The 25,397-nt window shown below is 54.1% G+C and carries 24 protein-coding genes; 4 read left to right on the forward strand and 20 right to left on the reverse strand.

Translation table 11 applies throughout. The features are described from left to right. Positions 1 to 35: 35 nt before the first annotated feature. The 15 genes from KB235_RS11770 to KB235_RS11840 form a co-directional block, all read right to left on the reverse strand. Positions 36 to 1,703 carry a peptide ABC transporter substrate-binding protein gene (locus KB235_RS11770; protein WP_211779718.1) on the reverse strand — a complete coding sequence of 556 codons (1,668 nt, stop codon included), beginning with the start codon at positions 1,701 to 1,703 and terminating at the stop codon, positions 36 to 38. 205 nt (positions 1,704 to 1,908) lie between these two features. Continuing rightward, positions 1,909 to 3,441, reverse strand: a complete 1,533-nt coding sequence (locus KB235_RS11775) for a peptide ABC transporter substrate-binding protein (RefSeq protein ID WP_211779719.1) — start codon at positions 3,439 to 3,441, stop codon at positions 1,909 to 1,911. Positions 3,442 to 3,507: 66 nt separating this feature from the next. After that, positions 3,508 to 4,740: a beta-ketoacyl-ACP synthase II gene (gene fabF / locus KB235_RS11780; protein ID WP_034809614.1), complete on the reverse strand. Its 1,233-nt coding sequence runs from the start codon at positions 4,738 to 4,740 to the stop codon at positions 3,508 to 3,510. Beyond that, positions 4,737 to 5,696: a beta-ketoacyl-ACP synthase III gene (locus KB235_RS11785; RefSeq protein WP_211779720.1), complete on the reverse strand. Its 960-nt coding sequence runs from the start codon at positions 5,694 to 5,696 to the stop codon at positions 4,737 to 4,739. The genes fabF and KB235_RS11785 overlap by 4 nt, the downstream gene beginning before the upstream one ends. Before the next feature lie 75 nt (positions 5,697 to 5,771). Next, a complete protein-coding gene (gene mtnN, locus KB235_RS11790; RefSeq protein WP_211779721.1) occupies positions 5,772 to 6,476 on the reverse strand; it encodes a 5'-methylthioadenosine/S-adenosylhomocysteine nucleosidase in 705 nt (234 codons plus the stop codon). 54 nt (positions 6,477 to 6,530) lie between these two features. Continuing rightward, positions 6,531 to 7,004 carry a transcription elongation factor GreA gene (greA, locus tag KB235_RS11795; RefSeq protein WP_029595793.1) on the reverse strand — a complete coding sequence of 158 codons (474 nt, stop codon included), beginning with the start codon at positions 7,002 to 7,004 and terminating at the stop codon, positions 6,531 to 6,533. Between the two features lie 66 nt (positions 7,005 to 7,070). Further along, positions 7,071 to 7,706 (reverse strand): uridine kinase, encoded by a 636-nt coding sequence (udk, locus tag KB235_RS11800; RefSeq protein WP_211780965.1) that lies wholly within the window; start codon positions 7,704 to 7,706, stop codon positions 7,071 to 7,073. Positions 7,707 to 7,722: 16 nt separating this feature from the next. Then, the gene (locus KB235_RS11805) at positions 7,723 to 8,364 is read right to left on the reverse strand and encodes an O-methyltransferase (RefSeq protein ID WP_211779722.1); all 642 of its coding nucleotides are present in this window, start codon (positions 8,362 to 8,364) and stop codon (positions 7,723 to 7,725) included. A gap of 65 nt (positions 8,365 to 8,429) precedes the next feature. Beyond that, entirely contained in the window at positions 8,430 to 9,572 is a 1,143-nt protein-coding gene (gene mltG / locus KB235_RS11810; protein ID WP_211779723.1) for an endolytic transglycosylase MltG, read from the reverse strand. 70 nt (positions 9,573 to 9,642) lie between these two features. Next, on the reverse strand, positions 9,643 to 9,939 hold the full coding sequence (locus tag KB235_RS11815; RefSeq protein WP_024369916.1) for a DUF1292 domain-containing protein: 297 nt from the start codon (positions 9,937 to 9,939) through the stop codon (positions 9,643 to 9,645). A 13-nt stretch (positions 9,940 to 9,952) separates the two neighbouring features. Beyond that, positions 9,953 to 10,375, reverse strand: coding sequence for a Holliday junction resolvase RuvX (ruvX, locus tag KB235_RS11820; protein ID WP_024369915.1), 423 nt, complete (start codon positions 10,373 to 10,375; stop codon positions 9,953 to 9,955). A gap of 1 nt (position 10,376) precedes the next feature. Further along, on the reverse strand, positions 10,377 to 10,643 hold the full coding sequence (locus KB235_RS11825) for an IreB family regulatory phosphoprotein (protein WP_024369914.1): 267 nt from the start codon (positions 10,641 to 10,643) through the stop codon (positions 10,377 to 10,379). Positions 10,644 to 10,680: 37 nt separating this feature from the next. Beyond that, positions 10,681 to 13,320, reverse strand: a complete 2,640-nt coding sequence (gene alaS, locus KB235_RS11830) for an alanine--tRNA ligase (protein WP_211779724.1) — start codon at positions 13,318 to 13,320, stop codon at positions 10,681 to 10,683. Between the two features lie 308 nt (positions 13,321 to 13,628). Further along, complete coding sequence (gene recD2 / locus KB235_RS11835; RefSeq protein WP_211779725.1) at positions 13,629 to 15,839, reverse strand: SF1B family DNA helicase RecD2; 2,211 nt, start codon at positions 15,837 to 15,839, stop codon at positions 13,629 to 13,631. Positions 15,840 to 15,906: 67 nt separating this feature from the next. Next, complete coding sequence (locus tag KB235_RS11840; protein WP_211779726.1) at positions 15,907 to 16,629, reverse strand: hypothetical protein; 723 nt, start codon at positions 16,627 to 16,629, stop codon at positions 15,907 to 15,909. 118 nt (positions 16,630 to 16,747) lie between these two features. On the opposite strand from KB235_RS11840, the gene KB235_RS11845 reads away from it, so the two are divergent. From KB235_RS11845 to KB235_RS11855, 3 genes are all read left to right on the forward strand, one after another. Then, positions 16,748 to 17,296, forward strand: a complete 549-nt coding sequence (locus KB235_RS11845; RefSeq protein WP_211779727.1) for a VOC family protein — start codon at positions 16,748 to 16,750, stop codon at positions 17,294 to 17,296. A 334-nt stretch (positions 17,297 to 17,630) separates the two neighbouring features. Next, positions 17,631 to 18,077, forward strand: coding sequence for a hypothetical protein (locus KB235_RS11850; protein WP_211779728.1), 447 nt, complete (start codon positions 17,631 to 17,633; stop codon positions 18,075 to 18,077). Positions 18,078 to 18,169: 92 nt separating this feature from the next. Then, positions 18,170 to 19,740, forward strand: a protein-coding gene (locus KB235_RS11855) for an IS3 family transposase (protein ID WP_211779729.1) whose coding sequence is annotated in 2 segments (ribosomal slippage) — positions 18,170 to 18,809 and positions 18,809 to 19,740 — 1,572 coding nt in all. Because the reading frame shifts where the segments join, the coding sequence is not laid out codon by codon here. A 69-nt stretch (positions 19,741 to 19,809) separates the two neighbouring features. On the opposite strand, the gene KB235_RS11860 is transcribed toward KB235_RS11855, so the two are convergent. The 4 genes from KB235_RS11860 to cymR are packed head-to-tail and all read right to left on the reverse strand — an operon-like array spanning position 19,810 to position 23,161. Then, on the reverse strand, positions 19,810 to 20,469 hold the full coding sequence (locus KB235_RS11860) for a tetratricopeptide repeat protein (protein WP_211779730.1): 660 nt from the start codon (positions 20,467 to 20,469) through the stop codon (positions 19,810 to 19,812). Positions 20,470 to 20,479: 10 nt separating this feature from the next. Beyond that, a complete protein-coding gene (mnmA, locus tag KB235_RS11865; RefSeq protein WP_211779731.1) occupies positions 20,480 to 21,601 on the reverse strand; it encodes a tRNA 2-thiouridine(34) synthase MnmA in 1,122 nt (373 codons plus the stop codon). Then, positions 21,598 to 22,737, reverse strand: coding sequence for a cysteine desulfurase family protein (locus tag KB235_RS11870; protein ID WP_211779732.1), 1,140 nt, complete (start codon positions 22,735 to 22,737; stop codon positions 21,598 to 21,600). The genes mnmA and KB235_RS11870 overlap by 4 nt, the downstream gene beginning before the upstream one ends. A 16-nt stretch (positions 22,738 to 22,753) precedes the next feature. Further along, positions 22,754 to 23,161, reverse strand: a complete 408-nt coding sequence (gene cymR / locus KB235_RS11875) for a cysteine metabolism transcriptional regulator CymR (RefSeq protein ID WP_211779733.1) — start codon at positions 23,159 to 23,161, stop codon at positions 22,754 to 22,756. A 60-nt stretch (positions 23,162 to 23,221) separates the two neighbouring features. Between cymR and KB235_RS11880 the strand changes: the two genes are divergently transcribed. Continuing rightward, positions 23,222 to 24,529 (forward strand): replication-associated recombination protein A, encoded by a 1,308-nt coding sequence (locus KB235_RS11880; RefSeq protein WP_034809637.1) that lies wholly within the window; start codon positions 23,222 to 23,224, stop codon positions 24,527 to 24,529. A 24-nt stretch (positions 24,530 to 24,553) separates the two neighbouring features. Here the strand turns inward: KB235_RS11880 and KB235_RS11885 are convergent, their stop codons facing one another. Further along, positions 24,554 to 25,321: a tRNA threonylcarbamoyladenosine dehydratase gene (locus KB235_RS11885; RefSeq protein WP_034809640.1), complete on the reverse strand. Its 768-nt coding sequence runs from the start codon at positions 25,319 to 25,321 to the stop codon at positions 24,554 to 24,556. Positions 25,322 to 25,397: the final 76 nt, after the last annotated feature.

Here is a 25,397-nt window from a genome sequence, read left to right on the forward strand (position 1 = left end):
ACAGGCGTCCCTGTCTCTCTTTTGAAAATATTTGATTATTCTTTGCCTTCGATGTAAGCCCACTTGTACGAGTAGTCAGCGCCGAACGCGTGTTCAACGATGTCTTTGACGTATGGCTTCGTAAGACGAGCCGATCCACGTTGGTAAACTGGTGAGATTGCGCTCTCTTCAAGAACGATTTTCTCTGCTGCCGCGAGGTCAGCCCAACGCTGCTCAGCATCTGTGCTTGATTTCGCAGACTCGATGAGGGCATCGAATTCTTCATTCGACCACTTACCACGGTTGTATGGTCCGTCAGTGACGAAGAGGTCAACGAACGTCATTGGATCCTGGTAGTCAGGTCCCCAACCAGCGAACGACATTTCGAATTCGCCTTTGCTTTCAAGGTCAAGTTTGTTGTTGAACGGTTGTTGCTTGATTGTGACAGAGATTCCTTCGAGGTTCTTCTCGAGTTCACCTTTAATGAACTCACCGATTTGCTTCGCAGTCTCTGAGTCATAGTTCAAGAACTCAAGTTCAACTGTGTCTGTACCGAGCTCTTCAAGACCAGCTTCCCAAAGTTGCTTCGCTTCTTCTGGGTCGTAGCCACCGATGTCTCCATTGATGTCACGGAAGTCGTTGCCGTCAGGACCTGTTACGAAGTCTTTCGGTACGAGGTAGTTCGCAGGAATCGATCCGTTCGCGAGGAGCGTCTCTGAGATTGCTGCTTTATCGTATGCGCGATCGATCGCGTTACGGATGTTTTGGTTGTCAAGCGCTTCTACAGCCGAGTTGAATTGGAGGTAGAAGAGTGTAGGTTCAACGACAGTTGAGAAGTCTTCGCTGTCTTGGAACTGGGCAACGAGCTCAGAAGTCAAGCCAGTGCGGTCAACGTCACCGTTTTCGTACAAGTTAACGCCCGTTTGGACTTCTTTAACGACGCGGAAGTTGATCTCGTCAAGTTTGACTGATTCTGCATCCCAGTACTCTTCGTTTTTAACCATTTTCCAGCCTTGTTCGCGCTCCCAGCTTTCGAGTTTGAACGGTCCGTTGTAAAGAGTTGTCTCTGCAGACGTACCGAGGTTCTCGCCTTGCTCTTGGTCGAACGACTCAAGTTTAGGCATAAATACGCCGAAGCTTGTGAGGCCGAGGAAGTAATCAGCCGGAGCTGTCAATTTAACTTCAAGTGTTTGCTCGTCGACAGCTGTGACACCGACAGCGTCACGCTCGCCTTCGCCTAAGTTGTAAGCTTCAGCGCCTTCGATGACTGACATAACGTAAGCATATTGTGAACCGTTGTCTGGGTTGAGTACTTCTTTCCAACCGTATTCGAAGTCGTTAGCCGTTACAGGCTCTCCGTTAGACCAAGTAGCGCCTTCACGGATTTTGAACGTGTACGTCAAGCCGTCTTCTGATACTTCGTGCGACTCAGCCATACCTGGTGTTGGGTTGTCTTCTTCGTCCATGCGATAAAGACCTTCCATAACGTTGTTCAATACGTTGAACGATACTGAGTCAGTAGCGAGCGTCGGGTTTAGTGAAGGAATATCTGAACCTTCGAGCAAGTTGAGGACTTGCGCTTCATCCGGCGTACCTTCTGAACCAGATCCGTTTGAACCTGTTTCGTTGTTTGTTGTATCTTCCCCACCCGAGCAAGCTGCTAGAAACGCACTCGAGATGAGCGTTACTGACGTTGCTAAAGCAAAACCTTTTTTCTTATTCATTGCGATGACCCCCTGATTTTTTTCGGTTTAACAGAATGAACGATGGTAGAAAATTCAGTCATTTTTCACTTTACAAAATTTGCTACCACAATCCCGTTGAAGCAATAATACAATATTCTGATAATTTTGCAAAGTATTTATTTTGATTTTTCTAAAAAATTTTTACCATAGTCGAAAAGCCCGCCTAAATAGACGGGCTTTTTACTCATTTTTTATATACTTTCGAAAAATGTAGGACGTACGAAGGACCGATGACTGGAAAACCGATTTCCTCATATTGGTCATCGACGGCATACGTTCTTCCAGCTTGATAGATTGGAATAACGACGGCTTGTTCAAGCAAGTGTCGTTCGGCTTGACGATACGCTTCGTCGCGTGCTTGTTTCGACTCGGTCGCCTGCGCTTCTGTCATCAGTCGGTCGAACGTGTCGTCTGCATAGCCGCTCGAATTTAACACGTTGTCCGTCTCGAACTGGGTCAAATAAGCACGGAGCGACGGATAATCTGGCTGCCACCCGGATAACGAAATCGCATAGTCCCCTGCGACTTCTTTCCTAACTTTCTCGCCGAGCGGAAGTTCGACGATGTTGACGGTGAGCTCATCGAGTTGCTCAAGATTTTGTTTGATGGACTGGGCAATTTGTCTTGCTTCATCATCGACGAAACTGAGAAGCCCAATCTCAATCGTTTCTTGCTGCAACCGTTCCTTTACGGACTCGAACGTCTCGACCGCTTCTCCATCAACGGTCGTGTTCGCTTCCGTCTCATCGATGACGAGCAAGCGTTCAGTCGTTCGTTCGGCCCGGGCGAGTTTCGGTGAAATCGCGTCCCGATCGACGGCGAGAGCAAGGCTCCGTCTAAATTCCACATCGTCGAACGGATACTCTTCGACGTTTGGCTTCAAATAGAAGATGCCGCTACGCGGGATGTCGACGAGTTTCCCTTCCCATGACTCGAGATCGGCCTCATCGGTTCCATACGGGACAGGATGCATCCCGTTCGTTTCAGTCGCGAGCGCCGTTTCCGTTCGGACGACGACGCGTTCGATCGTGACGTCCTCTGCCGCGTGATAGTTCTCATTTTTCACGAGCGTCACTTGTGCCGCGTCCATCGACTCGATATGGAACGGGCCATTGCCGTCAAGCGCAGTCCATTCGCCAACCGCCGGCTGTGGCAAGAAGGCCGGCATGGCGAGTATTTCCTCGAACCCTTCCATCGGTCGCTCGAGGGTCACTTCAAGTGTCGAATCATCGATCGCCGTCACGCCGAGCGTCTCCGGCTCTGCCGTGCCGAGGCTGACCGCTTTCCCGTTCACGACATCTTCTAAGAAGAAACTGAACGGCGAATTCGTATCATCGTCTGCGAGCGTCCGGAAATGATTGACGAACGTTTCCGCCGTGACGGCTTCTCCGCTTGACGTCTGACTGTCCTTTAACGTGAACGTATATGTCGTCCCGTCGTCCGAGCGCGCCATCGTTTCCACGAGCCCCGGCTCGATCATCCCGTCTTTCCCGAAACGATATAATCCTTCATATAAATGCGATAAAATCGTCTGCGAACTCGGGTCGATGGCGAGCAATACGTTCGGTTGCTCCGGGAGCGTCTCCCCGTGAATCCTCACGACTTGCTCTTCAGGTGGTGCTAGTTCTTTTGCCGCGTCTCGTTGTCCGTTCCAAAGAAAGAAAAAAAGGATAAGGACTGAAACTAACAAGGCGGCACCGATGAAAAATCGTTTCATCACGCATTCTCCTCTCTGTTAGTCCAACCCTTATACCCTACCCGTTTCTGTAACGAATTTCTACTATTAGTCTGTCACTTTCGCGAACGCGAGCGTCGCGTTGTGGCCCCCGAAGCCAAGTGAGTTACTAAGTGCATATTGGATGTCAAGTTCCCGATTTCCGTCTCGAACGTAGTCGAGGTCACAGTCGGGTGCAGGTGACGCACAGTTGATCGTTGGGTGAATCTTGCCTTCATGAATCGACAACGCCGTGATGACGGCCTCGACGCCGCCTGCTGCCCCGAGCAAATGCCCGATCATCGATTTCGACGAGTTGACCGCGAGGTTGTCGGCGTGTTCCCCGAACACGTTCCGAATCGCTTTCGTCTCAAGCATATCGTTGAGCGGTGTGCTCGTACCGTGAGCGTTGATGTATTGAACGTCCTCCGGGCGAATGCCCGCGTCACGAAGCGCCTCACTCATCGCTTTCGAACCGCCTTCGGCTTCTGGTGACGGTGCCGTGATGTGGTACGCGTCCGAGCTCATGCCGTAACCGACGACTTCCGCATAAATCTTCGCGCCACGCGCTTTCGCATGCTCGTATTCCTCGAGAACGAGCACGCCGGCACCCTCGCCCATGATGAAGCCGTCTCGGTTCTCATCGAACGGACGACATGCCGTCTCAGGGTCCGGGTTTGTCGACAGCGCCTTGTTCGCACAGAATCCTGCGAACGAGAGTGGCGTGATCGGTGCTTCCGCACCGCCGGCGAACATCGCGAGCGCGTCGCCGCGCTGAATGACGCGGAACGCTTCCCCAATCGAGTTCGTCCCCGACGCACATGCTGTGACCGAACAGTTGCTCGGCCCTTTCGCCCCGAGATAAATCGACACTTGGCCGCTCGCCATGTTCGGAATCATCATCGGGATGAAGAACGGGCTGATGCGGCGCGGTCCACGTTCGTGAAGGACCGTCGACTGTTTGTCGATCGTCTCGACCCCGCCAATGCCGCTCCCAATCCACGTTCCGACTTGATTCGGGATGGCCGCTACGTCGAGGCCGCTATCTTTATGGGCGGCGTCTGCTGCTAAAATCGAGTATTGAATGAACGAGTCCATCTTGCGGATCTCTTTTGGCTCCACCAAATGGCTGATGTCCCACGACTTGACCTCGGCCCCGACTTTTGCCGGATATTGGTCGATATCGATCTTTGTCAACGTGTCGACGGCGTTGTCCCCGTTCAATAACCGTCCCCACATCTCGTTGACGTCGTTGCCTAGCGGTGATACAACACCTAACCCTGTAATGACTACTCGTTTCATGTCCTAATCTCCTCCGTGATGTTAGCGTTATTCCAAGTTAAACAGCTCGCTCCCCAAGTGAGCCCGGCACCGAAGCCGGCGATGACGACCGTCTGACCGGCCGTGATTTTTCCGCTCTTCACCGCCTCGGCAAGTGCGAGCGGGATTGAGGCGGCCGACGTGTTCGCATGGTCTTGAATCGTGACGACGACTTTCTCTTCAGCTAGCCCTAACCGCTCGATCGCCGCCTCGATGATACGGCGGTTCGCTTGGTGCGGGACGAGCACGTCCATATCTTGAATCGTCTTGCCTGCTTGTTCGAGCGCCTCGACGACGATGTCTGGCATTTTACGGACGGCGAACTTGAACACTTCGCGACCGTTCATAACAATTTTGCCTTCGTCGTTCTCATATAAATACTTCCCACCCGTCCCGTCGCTGCCGAGAATGATGGAGTCGACCGAGGCGACCTCGTCCTCGCCTAAGACGACGGCACCGGCCCCGTCTCCGAACAAGACGGCCGTCGATCGATCGTCCCAATCGATGAGATTGCCCATCTTCTCGGCGCCAATGACGAGCGTCTTTTTAAAGCCTTTCGACGCCATCAAGCCTTTCGCCGTATCCATCGCGAAGATGAAGCCGCTACAAGCCGCGCTGACGTCGAAGGCGACGGCACGCTTGGCGCCAAGGTTCGCTTGGACGAGACACGCGGTCGCTGGGAATGACGGTGCTGTCGCGGTCGCACAGACGATGGCGTCGATATCTTCGATTGAGACGCCCGCGCTCTTAAGTGCACGTTCCGCTGCGTGGGTGGCCATGTCGGCTACCGTCAAATCCGAATCGGCCAAGTGTCTCGCTTCAATCCCCGTCCGGGTCCGAATCCATTCGTCGCTCGTATCCATTCGTTTTTCCAAATCGACGTTCGTGACACGGTTTGTCGGAAGGAACGAACCGATGCCGATGATCCCAATGTTCATAATGATGACCCCTATTCTTAGTATCTGGTACTAATATAAGGGAATAAAAAAGGGATGTCAACGCATCCCTCTCAATTATTCACCTTGACCGAGTCGTTTCGTCACGGCCATGACCATTTTCGCAGAGTTAATCGAAGCCGTTTCTAAAAATTCATCAAACGACAAATTCGCTTCCTCGTCAGCACTATCCGAGATGGAGCGCGTGACGACGAACGGGACACCGAACTGATAGCACGTCTGGGCGATCGGCGCGGCTTCCATCTCGACGGCGGCGACACCGTCAAAATGTCCGAGAATCTCGGCGACACGTTTCGAGTCGTTGATAAACGAATCCCCTGTGACGATGAGTCCGGTATGCACGTTCACGTCAGGCAAGTTCTCAATCACTTCTTTACAGACGTCCATGAGTCGCGCATCAGCCGGATACGCCGCTGGCATGCCTGGTACTTGTCCGTACTCGTAACCGAACGCCGTCACGTCGACGTCGTGATGTCTTACTTCTGTCGAGACGACGACGTCTCCGACTTTCATTCCTTTTTTGAAACCGCCCGCTGAGCCGGTGTTGATGACGACGTCCGGCTTGAACTTGTCGATGAGAAGCGTCGTGCCGATGGCCGCGTTCACTTTCCCGATGCCCGACTTCAAAATGACGACCTCGACGTTGCCGAGGTAGCCTTCATAGAAGTGATAGCTCGCGATCTCCGTGTCCGTACGCTCTGTCAATTCGTTACGAAGCAAGTTCACTTCTTCTTCCATTGCTCCGATAATCCCGATTTTCATGTCCATTCCTCCTCAGAAAGAGAGCGACGTCCAAATGGATGTCGCTCGTTTGCGTTACTTGATTTCTTTGATTTCGACGACCATGTCGCCGCCAGGTGTCTGTACGTTGACGACATCCCCGACCGTACGGCCAAGAAGCGCCTTCGCGATTGGTGATTCGTTCGAGATTTTGCCTGTGAACGGATCGGCCTCTGCGCCACCGACGATTGTGTACGTCTCATCTTCGTTGTCTTCTTGGATGAAGAACGTCACCGTCTTGCCGATCGCGACCATCGAGTTGTCCGCCACATCGTCTTGAATGATGACCGCGTTCCGGAGCATCTCTTCAAGTTGCGCGATTCGGCCTTCGACCATCGCTTGTTCTTCTTTTGCAGCGTCGTACTCAGCGTTCTCCGACAAATCGCCGAAGTCACGTGCGATTTTAATATTTTCAACGACTTCTTTACGGCGTACCGTCTTCAGTTCGTTCAATTCATTCTCGATTTTCGCTTTTCCGTCTAACGTCATGTAATGTTGTTTTTCAGCCATTTCTGTCACTCCTTCATTGTCTCCTAGTATATTACAGCTAGGCATAAATTGAAAACGATTTATTTATTAGGCGCGATTGCGCTCCGTGAGCACCCAACGAATCTTCGTCACGAGCAAATCGATGGCGACGAAGTTCTCGCCGCCTTCTGGGACGATGATATCCGCGTAACGCTTCGTCGGCTCGCAAAACTGCAAGTGCATCGGACGGACGACGTTCGTGTACTGGGCGACGACCGAGTCGATCGAGCGGCCCCGCTCATTCAAGTCGCGTTGCATCCGGCGTAAGATGCGGACGTCGGCATCGGTATCGACGAACACTTTAATGTCCATCAAGTCACGGAGACGGTCGTCCTCGAGCGCCAAAATCCCTTCGACGATGACGACGTCGACCGGTTCGATCAAAATCGTCTTGTCCGAGCGCGTGTGGGCCGCATAATCATATACCGGCTTCTCGATCGCTCTGTGCTCTTGTAGCTGCTGAATATGCTCAATCAATAGATCGTTGTCGAAGGCGAACGGGTGGTCATAGTTCGTCTTATACCGTTCCTCCATCGTCATCTCCGATTGATCTTTATAGTACGCGTCTTGCTCGATCATGACGACCGATTGTCCTTTGAACGCATCCACGAGCGCGCGGGCAACGGTCGTCTTTCCTGACCCGGTCCCCCCGGCCACGCCGATAATGACGGGTTTATGTTGCATCAAAGTTGAATCCTCCTCATCGTAATTTACGACTGATTGCTAGGCCATCACCAAGGGGCAAAATTGCGGTATGATAATCGGTCCGTGCCATCAATTGCTCAGTAAACTCTTTCACGAGACGGACGAGCCTGCGGCGGCGGCGGTCAAGCACCGACACGTCTTCAAGCAAGACGTCGCCTCGTAAAAATAAATTATCGCTGTAAATCGTACCACCAATCGGTACTAAAGCGCCATACCCATCGAAAAACTTTTGATACTGTCCTTTCGCCGCATCGATGAAGACGGCGTCGAACGGCCCTTCAATCGAACCGATTAACTCGACGGCATCGCCATGGATGACCGTGATTCGGTCCTTCACGTCAGAGCGACCGATGAACGATAACGCCTCTTCATGGCGACGCGCGTTCCGTTCGATCGTGACGATTTCAGCGGACGGCAACAGCTCCGCCATCCGGATGGCCGAATAGCCGATGGCCGTCCCGACCTCAAGAATCCGGACCGGACGCTGCATCGCGAGGAGCGACAACAGCACTTCCGACCCGGTCAAGTCCATGATTGGCACGTGATGGATGCGGGCGAACTCCTCCATCTCCGCTAAGAGCGGCGACCGAGGCGTGACCAACTGTTCCACATAGCCTTCATAGGATGCATGTTCCACTTTCTGACACCTCTACCTCTCTATTCATTCAAACGACCGGAAGCGAGTGCTTCCGGTCGATGCCGTCAATTGTTGTTTGCTGCTTCGAACGCTTCCCATTCCGGACGGTACTGGTTCACGTTCTGCTGGTGTTCCTCGTACGTCACTTCAAACAATACTTCGCCGTTCGGGAACCCCTCACGAGGCGGCCGTGCATAGAAATAGAAGTTTGCTGTGTCGTTCGGGTTGAGCGTCGCGGCGAACGCGTCCCGGCTGACCGATGCGATTGGACCGATCGGGATGCCGGCATACTTGTACGTGTTATAAAGCGAATCGTTTTGTAAGTCGTTGAACGATGTGAAGATCGACGTCTCTCCCGTCCCGTACCAAACGGTCGGGTCCGACTGGAGCCGCATGCCGTCCGCTAGACGGTTTTCGAACACACCGGCGATCTCTTGACGGTCTTCCGTCGAGACCGCTTCTTTTTCGACGACTGACGCGAGCGCGAGCGTCTCATGGAACGTCCGTCCCGCTGCTTCGAGCGCCGCCTTGTTCTCGTTGTAGAGCTGTTCGGTCGGCTTTAACATCTCATCGATGATCTGCGTGAGCGTGACCCCTTTATCGAACTCGTACGTTGCCGGGAACAAGTAACCTTCTAACGGATGGTAAATGCCTTCCGCTAACACTTCGTCTGTCAACATCTCGTGTTCCGCGACAAGAGAAGCGATATACTCCTTGTCACTCAATTGAGCCGAAATTTCTTCTTCTGGAATCTCAGCGACGTTCGCAAGCCGTTTGATGACTTGGTCAATCGTGAACCCTTCTGGAATTGTCAATCGGATATCTGGAACGACGATCACTTTGCCGGTCTTCAGCGTTGCGATCATCTCGTCAAGCGACTGTGACGGGGATAACGTGTACGTCCCCGCTTGGAACGATGATTCATTTTTAAACCGTGTGTAAAGACGGAAAATCGTGCTATTCCTCACGAGTCCATTCTCTTCGAGTAGTTCGCCAATGTACCCTGAGCCTGCACCGAGTGGCACCTCGACTTCGACCGTTTCAGTCGATGTCGGGTCCACGGGCTCAAGTGACCGTTTTACGAATGCGTACGAGACGGCAGCACCGGTGGCGATGACAAGAAGAAAGACAGCAAGGATAATCACCGTGATACGACGAACGATCCGGCTTCGTGCACGCTTCTCATCTGACATCGATGAATAGTTCATGCATGTTCTCCCCTGTTCTTCTTTTATGAAGATGGGCGACGAGGGTTTCCCCTAGCCGCCCGTCCACGTATTAGTCTAAACCGACTTCGTCGTTGACGATGTCGAATGCTTCCATGACTTCTTCGAAGTCGTCATCGTCTTCGACGAGCTTCAAGATGAATTCGCCATCTTCAAGTTCTTCGATTTCGAACGCGTATACTTCGATTGTATCTTCATCTTCTGTCTCCGGGTTGCCAACCGGCTCGAGAACGACAAACGTCTTCTTCGAGCGGTCGCTCGTCATCCGGAAAATTTCTGCAAATAAATGCTCGTCTCCATTTTCATCTGGAATACGGTACATTTCTTCTTCACGACGGATTTCTGCCATGAGTAATTCCTCCTTATTTCCCTGAACGATCCAGGTAGTTTTGTAAAATCATGACCGCCGCCATCTTGTCGATGACCGCTTTTCTCTTTTTGCGGCTGACGTCTGCTGAGATGAGCATCCGCTCCGCTTGCATCGTCGTCAGGCGCTCATCGACTAAAATCGTCGGTAAGCCCGTGGCCTCGGTGAGGGCAGCGGCAAACGCCTCTGACGCCTCGCCTCGCGGCCCGATCGTCCCGTTCATGTTCTTCGGGAGACCGACAACGACTTCTTTCACTTCGTACTGCTCGATGATTGGTCGGAGCAGGCGGACGGCCTCGTCAAAGTCCGGCTCGGTCCAGTAGACCGTCTCCACACCTTGTGCCGTCCAGCCCATGAGGTCGCTCACGGCGACCCCAATCGTCTTCGACCCGACATCAAGCCCCATGACTCGCTTCATATTAATCCTCTCTACGATCGTTCAAATACGATTTGACCAGCTCTTCGAGCAGTTCGTCTCGTTCGATTTTGCGAATCAAGTTTCGCGCATCGTTATGACGCGGGATGTAGGCAGGGTCACCTGACAACAAATATCCGACGATTTGATTGATCGGTTGGTAGCCTTTTTCCTCGAGCGCTTTATACACCGTGATCAGTGTCTCCCGAGTGTTGGCTCGATTATCATCTTCTGGAAAATTGAATTGCATCGTGCGATCCATTTGGCTCACAAGAATCCACCTCTTTCCGTTTGCACTTCACATTCTATTATGCCAGTGATTCGACGTAATGTGAAGCAAACTTCAATGCTTCATCGAGTTTTGTCGCATCACGGCCTCCGGCTTGCGCCATATCAGGGCGACCGCCACCGCCGCCACCGCAACGTGTCGCGACTTCTTTAATCAGTTTTCCGGCGTGGAAGCCACGGTCGTTCAAGTCTTTCGTCACACCGGCGACGAGATTGACTTTGTCGCCGTTCGCCGAGCCGAGGATGATCACGGCTGAGCCGAGCTTGCCTTTCAACTCATCGACCATGCCGCGGAGCGCGTCCATGTCTTGGCCGTCGACGCGTTTGGCAATCAACTGGACCCCTTGAATCGTTTCAAGCGCATCCGTGAGTGACGCCGCTTCGATGTTCGCGAGCTTCGCTTTGAGCGACTCGTTCGCACGTTCCACGTCTTTCAACTCGGTTTGGAGCGCCTGGACACGTGTCGGCACTTCAAGCGGTTTTGTCTTGAGCAGTTTTGCTGCCGATTCGAGCGTCTCGATTTGCTGGTTCATGACTTCGTATGCGCCCGCTCCTGTGACGGCCTCGATGCGTCGTGTACCGGCACCGATCCCTGACTCCGACAAGATTTTGAAGAGTCCGATTTCAGCCGTGTTGCCGACGTGGCAACCACCGCAAAGCTCGACCGAGTCTCCGGCCGCGACGACGCGGACGACGTCCCCATACTTCTCACCGAAGAGCGCCATCGCACCTTTCGCTTTCGCGTCGGCGATGTTCATCTCTTCGATGTCGACACCAATCGATGCCCAGATGCGTTCGTTCACTTGACGTTCAATCGCCTGAAGCTCTTCTGCCGTCACTTGACCGAAGTGCGAGAAGTCGAAGCGGAGACGATCCGCCGTCACAAGGGAACCGGCTTGGTTGACGTGCTCGCCGAGCGTGTCTTTCAAGGCACGATGCAACAAGTGTGTCGCCGTGTGGTTCTTGATAATCGCTTGACGTGCGTCTTTATCGACCGTTGCCGTCACTGCGACTTCCGCCTTAGCGATGCCCGACGTGACCGTGACCGTATGCAAGTTTTGACCGTTCGGCGCTTTCGAGACGTCTTTGACGTGAAGGACGAAGTCCGACCCGACGATTTGACCTTTGTCACCGATTTGACCGCCGCTCTCCGCATAAAATGGCGTCTGGTCGAGGATGACTTGGGCTTCCTCTCCGGCTGCGACGACGTCGACGAGCTCACCGTCATGAATCAAGCTGACGATTTTCGCCTCTGTACCGAGATTCGTATAGCCGATGAACGACGATTCGAGCGTGATGTCTGCGAGTACACCCGATTGGATTTGCATCGATTCGACGTCAGCGCGCGCCATGCGGGCCCGCTCACGCTGTGCGTTCATCGCTTGTTTGAAGCCCTCCTCGTCAACCGAGAGGTTATGGTCTTCCGCGTACTCGATCGTCAACTCGAGCGGGAAGCCGTACGTGTCGTAAAGACGGAACGCGTCTTCACCGCTAATGACGTTCGAACCTGCCGCTTTTTGCGCTTTCGCGACTTCATTCAAGATGGCAAGACCGTCATGAAGCGTCTCGTGGAACCGTTCTTCTTCGTTTTTGACGACTTTCTTGATGAAGTCTTTCTTCTCACGGACCTCAGGGTAGAAGTCGACCATGATGTCCCCAACGACGTCGACGAGCTCGTACATGAACGGACGCTCGATTCCGAGCATCTTCGCGTAACGAACGGCACGACGGAGGAGACGACGGAGCACGTAGCCACGGCCTTCGTTCGATGGAAGCGCACCATCCCCGATCGCGAACGACACAGTCCGGATATGGTCGGCTATGACTTTGAACGCCACGTCTTTACTGCTGTCAGCACGATACGTCTCGCCGCTGATTTTCTCTGTCTCGCGAATAATCGGCATAAACAGGTCTGTGTCGAAGTTCGTCGGCACGTCTTGCATGACGCTCGCCATTCGCTCAAGACCCATCCCCGTATCAATGTTTTTCCGTGGGAGCTCGGTATAGTTGCCGTGCCCGTCATGGTTGAACTGACTGAAGACGATGTTCCAAATCTCGAGGTAGCGCTCGTTCTCGCCGCCCGGGTAGAGTTCCGGGTCGGTCGGGTCGTCACCGAACGACGGGCCGCGGTCGAAGAAGATTTCCGTGTTCGGGCCAGACGGGCCTTCCCCGATTTCCCAGAAGTTTTCTTCGAGCGGGATGATGCGGTCAGCCGGAACGCCGAGCTCGATCCAGATACGTTTCGCTTCTTCGTCTTCCGGGTGAATCGTCACGGAGAGGCGGTCCGGGTCGAGTCCGTACCACTCATCGCTCGTGAGAAGTTCCCAGCCCCACTTGATCGCATCTTCACGGAAGTACTCCCCGACCGAGAAGTTTCCGAGCATCTCGAAGAACGTATGGTGACGAGCCGTCTTTCCGACGTTCTCGATGTCGTTCGTCCGAATCGACTTCTGTGCGTTGACGATTCGCGGGTTGGCTGGAATGACGCGACCATCGAAATATTTTTTAAGCGTCGCGACGCCCGAGTTGATCCAAAGCAGTGTCGGGTCCTCGACCGGTACGAGCGAAGCGCTCGGTTCGACCGAATGTCCTTTTGATTTGAAGAAATCTAAATACATTTGGCGAATCTGTGCGCCAGTTAATGGTTTGAGCGGTTTCATCAACAATTCCTCCTTATTCTGAACGAAACGAAAAAAAGCGATGTCCATCCCTATGGAAAGGGACGAAAGCATCGCTTCGTGGTACCACCCTCGTTCGCACGGCAAAGCCGTGCCTCGAACATCCGATAACGTGGATGAGGCGCCCAGGATGAGTGGGGACTCCAGACTAGCTTCGGTCGGCCGACCCCCATCTTCTCGCAGCCTAGGAAGATGTCTCTGATGAGGCGGTGACGACGTACTCGGTTCTTTCATCGTCTTTAATCGTTTCAGTTTTCTATTGGTCATTATCACACGTGTTCAAGCGTTCGTCAAGACTTGCCGCCGAGCCGTTCAACGAGCTTCGTCCGGCGCACCGGCTCTTCTTCCCGTGTCGCCGCTTCGAGTGCGCGAACGTCGCCGAAGAGGAGTAAACTCTTCTTCGCGCGCGTGACGGCCGTATAAATCAAGTTGCGCGACGAGCGGAACCCACCGTTGAAGAAGACGGGCATGAGGACGATCGGGAACTCGGACCCTTGTGACTTATGGATCGTGATGGCGTAGGCGTGGGTGAACTGGTCCCATTCGCTCCGATTGTACTCGACCTCGATTTGGTCGAAGCGGATGTAAATCTTATCGACCTTGTCGACGTTCTCTTTCGCGTAAAAGATGTTTGTGATCTCCCCGATGTCCCCATTATAGACGTTCTCCTCGGCGTTATTGACGAGCTGGAGCACTTTGTCCCCGTTCCGATACGTCCGGTTACCGTGCTTCACTTCCCTCGCCGCCGACTTCGGATTGAACACGTTTTGAAGCGCCTCGTTCAGTCCATCGATGCCGCAGACGCCACGATACGTCGGCGCAAGAATCTGGATATCAAACGGTGAATAGCCTTTTCGGAGTGCAGCCCCGGCCATCTGACAGATCGCTTGGAGCGCCGTCTCTTGGTTCGCCGTATAGAAGCGCCGGTCCGGGAGCGCCGCCAGTAAGTCGTCCGGCATCTGTTTCGCGTTGAGCGCATGCGCCAAACGGAGGATGCTCGACTCGGACGCCTGCCGATGGACGACATCGAGACGGACGACCGGGATACCGTCGGTCGACATCAAATCGGCGAGCACTTGACCAGGCCCGACCGAAGGGAGTTGGTCGCGGTCACCGACGAAAAGAATCTTCATCCCGTTCGGCACGGCCCGGAGCAGGCTCCGGAACAAGAAGATGTCAATCATCGACGCCTCGTCGACGATGAGCACTTTCCCGACGAGCGGGTTCGTGTCATCGACTTGGAACGAACTGCCATCGAACTTTAACAACCGGTGAATCGTCGAAGCCGGGAGCCCGGTCGATTCACTGAGCCGTTTCGCGGCCCGTCCGGTCGGTGCGGCGAGGACGAACGGGAACGGCTGGTTCGGTACCGGTTCAAGTTTCCAGTCGAAGACGTCGCTCAGCGCGTGAATAATCCCGCGCACGACCGTCGTCTTCCCCGTTCCCGGTCCGCCGGTAAGCACCATGAGCGGCGATTTCAACGCGAGCTCGATTGCCTCGCGCTGTTGTTTCGCGTACTCGATGGAGAACATCTCCTCGACGCGACCGACGGCATCGAAAATTGTCGCCATATCGACGTCTTCCGTCGTCGAGGTCGACATGATGCGGGCAAGTTCTTCGGCCGCTTTTCGTTCAGCCCGATACACGCGAGGATGGTAGACGACCCCATCTTCAACGATGATGCGTTCGTCTTGGGCGAGCGTCTCGAGCGCGGCCACGAGCGCATCGCCCGGGTCACCGCCAATGATACGTGGCATCTCACGGTGGAGCTGGTCCGACGTGACGAACAAGTGCCCGTTCCCTTGCTCGAGTTCGAGCACGTACAAGACGGCGGCGGCGATCCGCTCCGGATGGATGCCTTGAATGCCAAAATATGCCGCGATGGCGTCGGCCGTCTTGAAGCCGATTCCTGGCACATCGTACATGAGCGCATAAGGGTTCTTCTCGATCGTCTCCATCGCCCGTCCTTCATATTCTTTATGAATCTTCGAGGCGAGCCGTGGCGTCACGTCGAACGGGGCCAAGAACAACAGCAATTGGTCGACGCCATACAAGACGTTCAACCGTTCCGTGATGACACGGGCTTGTTTCTCTTTCAATCCGTCGACGTTCGAGAGGACGCTCGGATGTTTGACGATTTGGTCGATGCAGTCGTCACCGAGCGTGTCGGCGATCTTTTGCGCCGTCTTTTGCCCGATGCCCGGGAACGAACCGTTCGTCAAAAAGCGGACGGCCGCTCGTTTCGTCATCGGGACGACGCGGCGAATCCAATCCGCCTTCATCTGTTTGCCGAACCGTGGATGATCGACGAGACGGCCGTGCGCCTTATACGTCTCGCCCTTCTCGATTCCGACACCGACCCCGGCGATGACCATCTCGGTCTCGTCAGTCTCAAAGTTTTTTTCTTTTATACGTACAAGCGCGATCGTATGCGCTTCTTCTTCCGATTGAAACAGGACGCGGATGACTTTTCCTGTCAACTCGTAAGGTGCTGCCATCATGTGAGCCACCCCCAGCTAGTTTTCCATCCCCCATTATAGCCCGATTCGGAAGAGGAGAACAAATGGCCTAACCGAACAAGTTGAGGATGCGCTCGAGTTGGTCGAGGTTGACCCGTTCAAAGATGCGAATCAATTGGTCGATGTCGACCCGATTCAACAGCCGCTCGAGCTGGTCGATGTCGACTGTATTGAACAAGCGCTCGAGTTGGGCCACGTCGACTCGTTCGAGCAACCGTTCGAACCGTTCCAGTTCGCCTGTATTGACGTAGCCTTGTAAGCGTTCGAGCAGCTCGGTCCGCTCGACCCGGAACAGCTTTTCAAGCGAAGGGCGTTGAATGAGCAGGACGAGCCCGCTCGCTGCGATGTGAATCCCCCAGTTCAAGACGACGTGTCCGAGCCGCAACGTTTGGCCGATGAACGGGATGAGCGGAATGAACGAGAATTGCAAGACGAGTAGCCCGAGTTGGATATACGGGTTCGGGACGATCCACGCGATGATGGCGAGCGCGAGCGGGACCGTCCATCCGATGCCGACGACGCCAAGCGATTGGCGGAACGACCGAATCGTCGAAAGCAACCAATGCATAAGAAGCCCGATGACGAAAAACGTCGCAAACAAGATGAGCAACGTCGTCGTCGCCCGTTCCGATTCGATGATGACGCGATAGAACACGTTATTCGTCCATTCCCCTGCCGCCAATCGGTTGTCGATCGCGGTGAACATGCGCCCAAGCACGAACCATTCAACGACAAAAAATAAGATAACGCTTAGTAGACTGATGATTCGCATAATGTCTCTCCTCCCTATTATCCCTTATGCATTTCCCGAACATTCGGACGGCTACGCACGTTTTTCAGCTAATCAAACGGGGAACTGTTCGAGTGAACCTATGAAGGAGGAATGACACATGACAAAACGAATCCCGGTAACCGGACTATGTGAACTCGTACTAGAAGTGACCGACATGGCCGAAGCCGTAGACTTTTGGCATGGAAAGCTCGGTCTCCCAATCGTCGAACAATGGGTCGGTGACGACGCCGAACCGAGCGAGGCGCAAGAACACGCGGACGAGCCTTGGGCGACGTGGTTATACGTCGGCGGTAACACGCGTCTCGGGCTATGGTTAAAGCGCGACTTCACAGAAGAAGAAGACGCGAACCGACGACGAGACGTAACCGAATGGGAGACGTTGTATGACGAAGGAGGCGCTCACGTCCATTGCGCTTTTTATGTCCCGATGGATTCCTTTGAACAGGCGCTCGACGTATTAAACGATTCCGGTATTCCGACGAAGCTACGGACGTGGGACGAAGATGAGACCGTAAACGGGAAAGAACGTTCCGCCTACTTTAAAGATCCAAGTAAAAACGTCATCGAGCTGTATACGAAAAATATGGACGAGGCGTATGAGAAGTTCGGCGGGGAGCCGGTGAAAATCACGACGAAACAGCTATAAAATAAATAGAGGTCGAACGGGGCGCATGATATGATGAGAGAAAATGGAAAAGGTTGTGCTTCATGAGATATGTCGCTCTATCGCTTGTAATTGGTTTAGGTTTATGGACTTACTCACTTTATTTTGTAGTCTATTCATTTCCTCTACTCGATCGACCCGCTTCGTTCTTCTTTCTTACAATCATGTCTGTCATCGTTTCGCTACTTGTTTTGATTGATAGCGTGAGAAAAGCAAGTACAGGTACAACGATCTGGTGGAATGCGCTCGCCATCGTCGGGGCGGTACTCCTCTCCGCGATAAACGGTCTCGTTTTGTTCTTGGGAGGGTTGTTCGCATGACACTCATCCTACCTGAATGCATCACCGGATTCTCATACGGTGACTGCCCGGCTCCTGGATCCGAAGTAAGGTTATTTCAAACGATTTGTTTCGATTACGCTCGTCAGAAAGGTGGAACGTGTACCATCATTCTCGGAGACTCGATCACCCCGAACTACCACCAAGCGACGATCACTATCCGTGGACGCAGCATCTATGTGCTACTCAGTAGATCTTATCCCATCATCGGTATCTCAAAGTATGAACCGTTTTCGTACGAGTACATTGATGTACCCGAGTTGACTAACCTGTTTCCTACACCGTACCAAGTTCCGATAGCGGCGGAGTTGAACGAACGATTTGACGTGACGCTGCAGCCGTTTCTGAACGACGCAGAGCGTGGAGAGATTGACTATTGGGAGCCGGAGACGATTGGTAACGTCATCTTCCACTATTGGGACTAACAAAAAAGCCTTTGCGAAAAAATTGATATGCTCCCCAATAGGTAGACAGATGAAATAACAAATCTGTTTATTCTTATCGGGGAGTGTTTTTTATGGCGAGAAGTCGGCATTCGATTGAACAAAAACTGAGTGCGCTACGTATGATGGAAGAAGGGACATACACCTGGAAGGAAATCGAGGAGGCCCATCACGTCTTTGAGAATACCCTCCGGGTGTGGAAAGTGAAATTCGATACCGGTGGGATCGATGCGTTGAAGGAGTCGAAGACATGGAAACATTACACCAAGGAACAGAAGATTGCGGCCGTACGTGACTATCTCGATGGGTTCACTAAAATGGAGGTTCTCTCCAAATATCATATTAGTAGTTGGTCGGTTCTATATCGGTGGATCAAGAAGTATACTGGTCATAGCGAGTTAACAGATTCGAGAAAAGGGATGGATCGAGCTATGGCCAAAGGGAGAAAGACAACATTCGAGGAACGCATGGAGATCGTCAGGTATTGCCTGGACAACGGACGGAACTATCAAAGGACGGCCGAGATATTCGCCGTGTCGTACCAGCAGGTCTACGGCTGGACGAAAAAATATGACGCCGACGGCGTGCACGGGCTCGAGGACCGGCGCGGACGGACAAAGCAAGAAGAGGAACTGACCAACGAGGAGAAGCTCGAACGTCGCATCCAACAGATTGAACGGGAGAATGAGCGCCTTCGGGCCGAGAATCTGTTCCTAAAAAAGTTAGAGGAGATCGAGAGGAGAGGTTGATCAGCCAGATCCGGCTACAATTGCGGTACATGGCCATCAAGGAAATGTCGACAAGCGACACGTTCCCGGTCGTGCTCCTATGCGAGATCGCGCAGGTCTCACGGGCCGCCTATTATAAATGGTTAAAACGTACCGTCTCGGTACGCGAGGAAGAAAACTCGAGTCTACTGGAGGACATCCGTCTCCTCTACGACCAGGTGAATGGGACCTACGGGTATCGACGGATCACCATGACGGTCAATCGCAGACGACGCCAGCATGGCCTGCCGGCATACAACGAGAAGCGCATCTATCGTCTCATGCGCATCCATGAGATCCGTTCGGTCATCCGCCAGAAACGAAAGCGGTACAAAAAGTCGTCACCGCAGCATGTGGCCGAGAACCTGATGAACCGGGAATTCAGCGCGTCACGACCGGACGAGAAATGGTGCACCGACGTCACCGAGTTCAAATATGGCGCCGGGAGGAAGGCGTATCTGAGCGCGATTATCGACCTGTATGACGGCTCAATCGTCGCCTATCGCATCGGGAAATCCAACAACAACGCGCTCGTCTTCCAGACGATGATGCCAGCGATCGCGGGGCTCCGTACAGGAGCGAGTCCGATGATCCATAGTGACCGAGGATATCAATACACATCGAGAGGGTTCAAACGCATGGTGGAAGACGCGGGGCTGACCCACAGCATGTCCCGGGTCGGACGTTGCATCGACAACGCCCCGATCGAGGGCTTTTGGGGCACCCTGAAAGTCGAGATGTACTACCTGCGTGAGTTCCAGGCCTATAACGAACTCACATCGGCCATCGAGGCCTACATATCGTTCTACAACCATGACCGTTTCCAGAAACGGCTAAACGGCTTGAGCCCTGTCGAATACAGGACTCAAGCCGCCTAGTTTGGTTTTCATTATTTGCCCTGTCTACTTGACGGGGAGCAGTTCAAATCGCAAAGGCTTTTTTAACATTTAGTTCCCGAGCAACTCGTCCATTTTCGCTTTCGCGTCATACGCGAGCGCGTGGTCCGGTTGCAATTCGAGCACACGTTCGAGCTCGGCGTACGTCTTGTCTTGTTCACCGAGGAACGCATAGGCAATCGCCAAGTTGTAGCGCGCGTCCGTGTGGCTCGCGTCGAGGTCGAGCGTGTGCTCGAGCGCCTCGACGGCCAAATCGAGCTGTTCGTTCTGTGCGAGCGCGAGTCCGTACTGGAACGAAATCTCGACGTCTTCTGGCGACTGTGCTTGCGCTTCCTTCAGACGTGGCAAGGCGCGGACGAAGTCGCCCATCGCCTTGTACGTCAAACCGAGCATGAAGTGCAGGTCCGCGTCGTTCATCCCGGCAAGGAGCGCCTGGCGAAGTGACGCCTCGGCCAAGTCGAGCTGCTCGAGCTCATAGGCGAGTGCGCCTTTCGCATAGTGGGCCGCGCCGAACGCGTTGTCGAGTTCGAGCGCCTTGTCGTAAAAGACGACGGCCCGCTCGTGGTCCCCGATCGCTTGAAGGAGCGTCCCCATGTTGACGTAACCGGTCGGGTCCGCGGGGGCGGCTTCAATCGCAGCGTTGAACTGCTTCGCCGCTTGTTCAAACTCGCCTTGCTGCATCGCTTGGATGCCTAATTCGTTTGCGTTCATCGTCATCACCTCATCCGATATAGTCGAGTCGTTTTCCAGATCGATACGCTTCATCAATCGTCGCACCGCCGAGGCAGATATCGCCGTCATAGAAGACGACGGCCTGGCCTGGCGTGATGGCGCGTTGCGGCTCGTCGAACTTGACGAGCACTTCGCCGTTCTCGAGCGGCGCGATTGTCACCGGTACGTCTTGTTGACGGTAGCGGAACTTCGCCGTCGCCCGGAACTCCGTTGCTGGAACGGTACCCGTCCACGACAGTTTCGAGGCGAGGAGCGCGTCTGAATAGAGCGCGTCGTGATGGAACCCTTGGCCGACGTACAAAATGTTCTCCTTGACGTTCTTGCCGACGACGAACCACGGGTCCCCGTCGCCACCGATGCCGAGACCATGGCGTTGACCGAGCGTGTAATACATGAGCCCGTCGTGACGCCCTTTGACGACACCGTCGAGCGTCTGCATCTCGCCTGGTTGTGACGGCAAATACTCCGAGAGGAACTCTTTGAAGTTCCGCTCGCCGATGAAGCAGATGCCCGTCGAGTCTTTCTTCTTCGCCGTCGCGAGGCCCGCCTCTTCGGCGATGACGCGGACGTCTTTCTTGTCCATATGCCCGATTGGGAACATCGTCCGTGCGAGCTGGTCTTGGGACAACTGGTTCAAGAAGTAGGTTTGGTCTTTATTGTCGTCTTTTCCGCGCAAGAGACGGTGTTCACCGTCGACGTAGTCGACGCGTGCATAATGGCCCGTCGCGACGAAGTCGGCACCGAGGCGGAGCGCATGATCAAGGAACGCCTTGAACTTGATTTCCTTGTTACACATGACGTCCGGGTTCGGTGTCCGGCCAAGACGATACTCGGCCAAGAAATATTCGAACACGCGGTTCCAATATTCTTTCTCGAAATTGACCGCATAATACGGGATTCCGATTTGGTTCGCCACGGCGATGACGTCTTCATAGTCTTCGGTTGCGGTACACACACCGTTTTCGTCCGTGTCGTCCCAGTTTTTCATAAAGATTCCGATGACGTTGTACCCTTGCTCTTTTAAAAGATGGGCCGTCACCGATGAATCGACGCCGCCTGACATCCCGACGACGACCGTCGTCTCTCCAGGGGCTTTCGTTCGTAAATTCATTTCCTCACTCCGTTCGTGAATGTCGAGACGACATCAGCAAGCCGTTCCGCGAGTTGCTCCACGTCGTGCATCGTATTGCCTTGTCCGAAACTGATCCGGACCGATTGTTTCGTCCGCTCCGACGCGCCGAACATGGCCGTCAAGACGTGCGATGGTTCAATCGACCCGGCCGTGCAGGCGCTTCCGCTCGAGATGGCGACGCCACGCATGTCCATCATGATCAGGAACGGTTCGAGGTCGATGCCCGGTAGGTACAAGTTGACGATATGCGGCAGACGGTTCGCACCGTTCACCTCATAGTCCACCCCGAGAAGGTCGAGACGCTGAAGCAACGTCTCGGCCAACTGATGATACTCGGCCACCCGCTCTGAACGCTCGGCCATGATGAGCGCTGCTGCTGTTTTGAATCCGACGGCACCCGGAACGTTTTCCGTGCCGGCTCGACGTTTCCGTTCTTGTTGGCCACCAAAAGAACGCGTCGCTAATTTTACACCTGTTTTCATAAAAAGAAAACCGATACCTTTCGGCCCGTTGATTTTATGGGCCGAGGCCGACAATAAATCGACACCGAGCGCCTTGACGTCAATCGTTTCCGTCCCGAGTGCTTGGACGGCGTCGGTATGGAAGAGCGCTTGGTGGTCGCGTAGCACCTCACCGATTTCCACGATCGGTTGAATCGTGCCGACCTCATTGTTCCCATACATGACGGAGACGAGAATCGTATCGTCCCGTAGCGCCGCCCGAACCGCCTCGACCGAGACAGCACCCGTCGAATCGACGTCGAGATACGTCACGTCGAACCCATCGCGCTCAAGCTGTTCCATCGCATGGAGGACGGCGTGATGCTCGACTTTCGTCGTGACGAGATGCTTCCCTTTATGCGCATTCGCCTCGGCCGCACCGAACAACGCATAGTTGTCCGACTCGGTCCCACCCGACGTGAACACGATCTCGTTCGGCGTCGCCCCGATGAAACGGGCGAGCGTGCGGCGTGACTCGTCGAGCGCGGCCCGGGCCGTCCGTCCGATCCCATGGATGCTCGACGGGTTGCCGTATTGTTCTAGAAAGTATGGCGTCATCGCCTCGAGCACTTCAGGACGCATCGGGGTCGTGGCGGCGTGATCAAAGTAATTCATTTTTTTCACCTCATCCTTAAATGTAAAACATGTAGCCGTTCGTGTCTTCTTCGGCCAGATCGGCGAGCGTCGTCTCGTCGAGAACGGTCTCAATCGCCACTTTGATTTTATCCCACAGTTTGCGTTTGACGGCATCGTCCGCTTCTGAGTCTTCGACGATTGTGAGCGGTCCTTCGAGCAAACGGATAATCTCACCGGCCGTGATCTCTTCTGCCGGCTTGACGAGCTGGTAGCCGCCATAAGCGCCGCGCACGCTCTTGACAAGCCCGCCGTTACGGAGCGGTCCAATCAATTGCTCCAAATAATGCTCGGGCAGCTCGTGGCGGGTTGCGATCTTCTTCAAACTGAGCGGTTTATTGTCAGTCTCACGGGCGAGCGCAATCATAATCGTCAACCCGTAGCGACCTTTTGTAGATATTTTCATCTTCATGTCTCCTTCTGTTATACTGTTCGAACAAACGTTTGTCGAAAGGAAAGTGTGCGTATGAGTGATTTATTCCAGCAATCTAATAGCGGCCCGCTCGCCAATCGGATGCGTCCCGAGACGTTAGACGAAGTCATCGGTCAGCGGCACATCATCGGCGAAGGCAAGTTGCTACGCCGCGCCATCGAGGCCGACCGGCTCGGCACGATTATCCTCTATGGACCACCGGGCACCGGCAAGACGACGCTCGCTCGTGTCATCTCGAACTATACGAAAGCGACGTTCGTCCAATTGAACGCCGTCACGGCGAAACTCGATGAACTGAGAAGTGTCATTCGTGAAGCCGAATCGCGCTTTGACTTTGAGAATGAACGGACGATCCTCTTCCTCGACGAGATTCATCGATTCAACAAGTTGCAACAAGACGCCCTGCTCCCGGCACTTGAGGCCGGGAAGCTCGTCTTGATCGGAGCGACGACCGAAAACCCGAGTTTTGAAGTGAACGCGGCGTTACTTTCCCGCGCGACGGTGTTTCGGCTCGAACCGCCCGGACCAGACGAACTGCGCGTCGTCCTCGAACGTGCGCTCGTCGACAAGCGAGGGTTTGGCAACTATACGGTCAAGATGGACGATGCGGCTGTTGACCATTATATCAAAATGGCGGACGGTGACTACCGTGTCCTCTTGAACGGGCTCGAACTCGCCGTCTTGACGACACCCGAGGTCGATGGGGTGATTCACATCACGCTCGACGTCGCCGAAGAGTCGGTGCAACAAAAAGCGATCAAATACGATAAGACGGGCGACCGCCATTATGACGTCATCTCGGCGTTCATCAAATCGATTCGCGGCTCCGACCCGGACGCCGCCCTCTATTGGCTCGCCGTCATGATCGAGGCCGGTGAGTCACCGCGCTTCATTTTACGGCGCCTCTACGTCCATGCGGCCGAAGACATTGGCATGAGCGACCCGAACGCGTTGTTGATTGTCGATGCGGCCGCCCGGGCGAGCGAGTATGTCGGCTTCCCGGAAGCACGGATCCCAATCGCCGAGGCCGTCCTCTACTTGGCGACGGCACCGAAGTCGAACGCCGTCATCACCGCGATCGACAAGGCGCTCCATCACGTGCGGACGATTGAAGGCGGGCCAGTCCCCGTTCACTTACGGGACGCGCACAGCCCCGGGGCCCGTGAACTCGGGAACGGTGCCGGCTATAAATATCCGCATGACGAGAAGGACGGCTACGTGCCACAAAACTACTGGCCCGAAAACTTGGCCCGGAAACGTCCGAAATATTATACGCCGACACCCCGCGGCTTCGAACAGCAAGTGCAAAAGCGGCTCGACTATTGGGAAAAACGACGCTGACTCATCTGAGCCGGCGTCGTTTTTTTATTTCTGGATGCGGTTGATCTCGACACCCGCTGTCTCGAGCATTTCATTGATAACATAACCGGCTGCGACGAGCCCTGCGACCGATGGCACGAACGCGTTCGAGCTCGGTGGCATCTTCGCCTTACGAATCGGCGCGTCCTTCTTCCCGACGACTTCGTTCACGTCTTCCCGCGTGACAATCGGCGACTCGTCCGAGAAGACGACCGGCACGCCTTTATGGATTCGTTCTTTCCGGAGACGGGTCCGGACCATCTTCGCGATCGGGTCGTACGTCGTGTCTTTAATGTCGACGACCTTGATTCGCGTCGGGTCCATCTTGTTGGCCATGCCCATACTTGAGATGACCGGGATGCCGCGGCGTTTACATTCGACGATCAAGTGAATCTTATAGATGATCGTGTCCGATGCATCGATGACGAAATCGAGGTCTTGTGCGAAGAACTCTTCGAACGTCTCTTCAGTATAGAACATCTTTAGTTTGACGAGCTCAAGCTCGGGATTGATGTCGAGGAGTCGTGTCCCCATCGCTTCGACTTTCGGTTGTCCGACCGTCGAGAGGAGCGCGTGGATTTGACGGTTGACGTTCGTGATGTCGATGTCGTCCTTATCGACGAGCACGATACGACCGACGCCGCTCCGGGCGAGTGCTTCGGCTGCGAACGAGCCGACACCGCCGACGCCGAGGATGGCGACCGTCTTTCCTTTTAATGTGTCTAAACCTTCTTGCCCGATGGCCAATTCATTTCGTGAAAACTGGTGTAACATACTCTTCCTCCAAATTAATTCTATTTTCTCACACTATTTTACTCGGAATTACAAACAAAAAAAAGACGTCTAGCGA

The organism is Exiguobacterium alkaliphilum (genome assembly GCF_018138125.1).
Taxonomy (GTDB): domain Bacteria; phylum Bacillota; class Bacilli; order Exiguobacteriales; family Exiguobacteriaceae; genus Exiguobacterium; species Exiguobacterium alkaliphilum.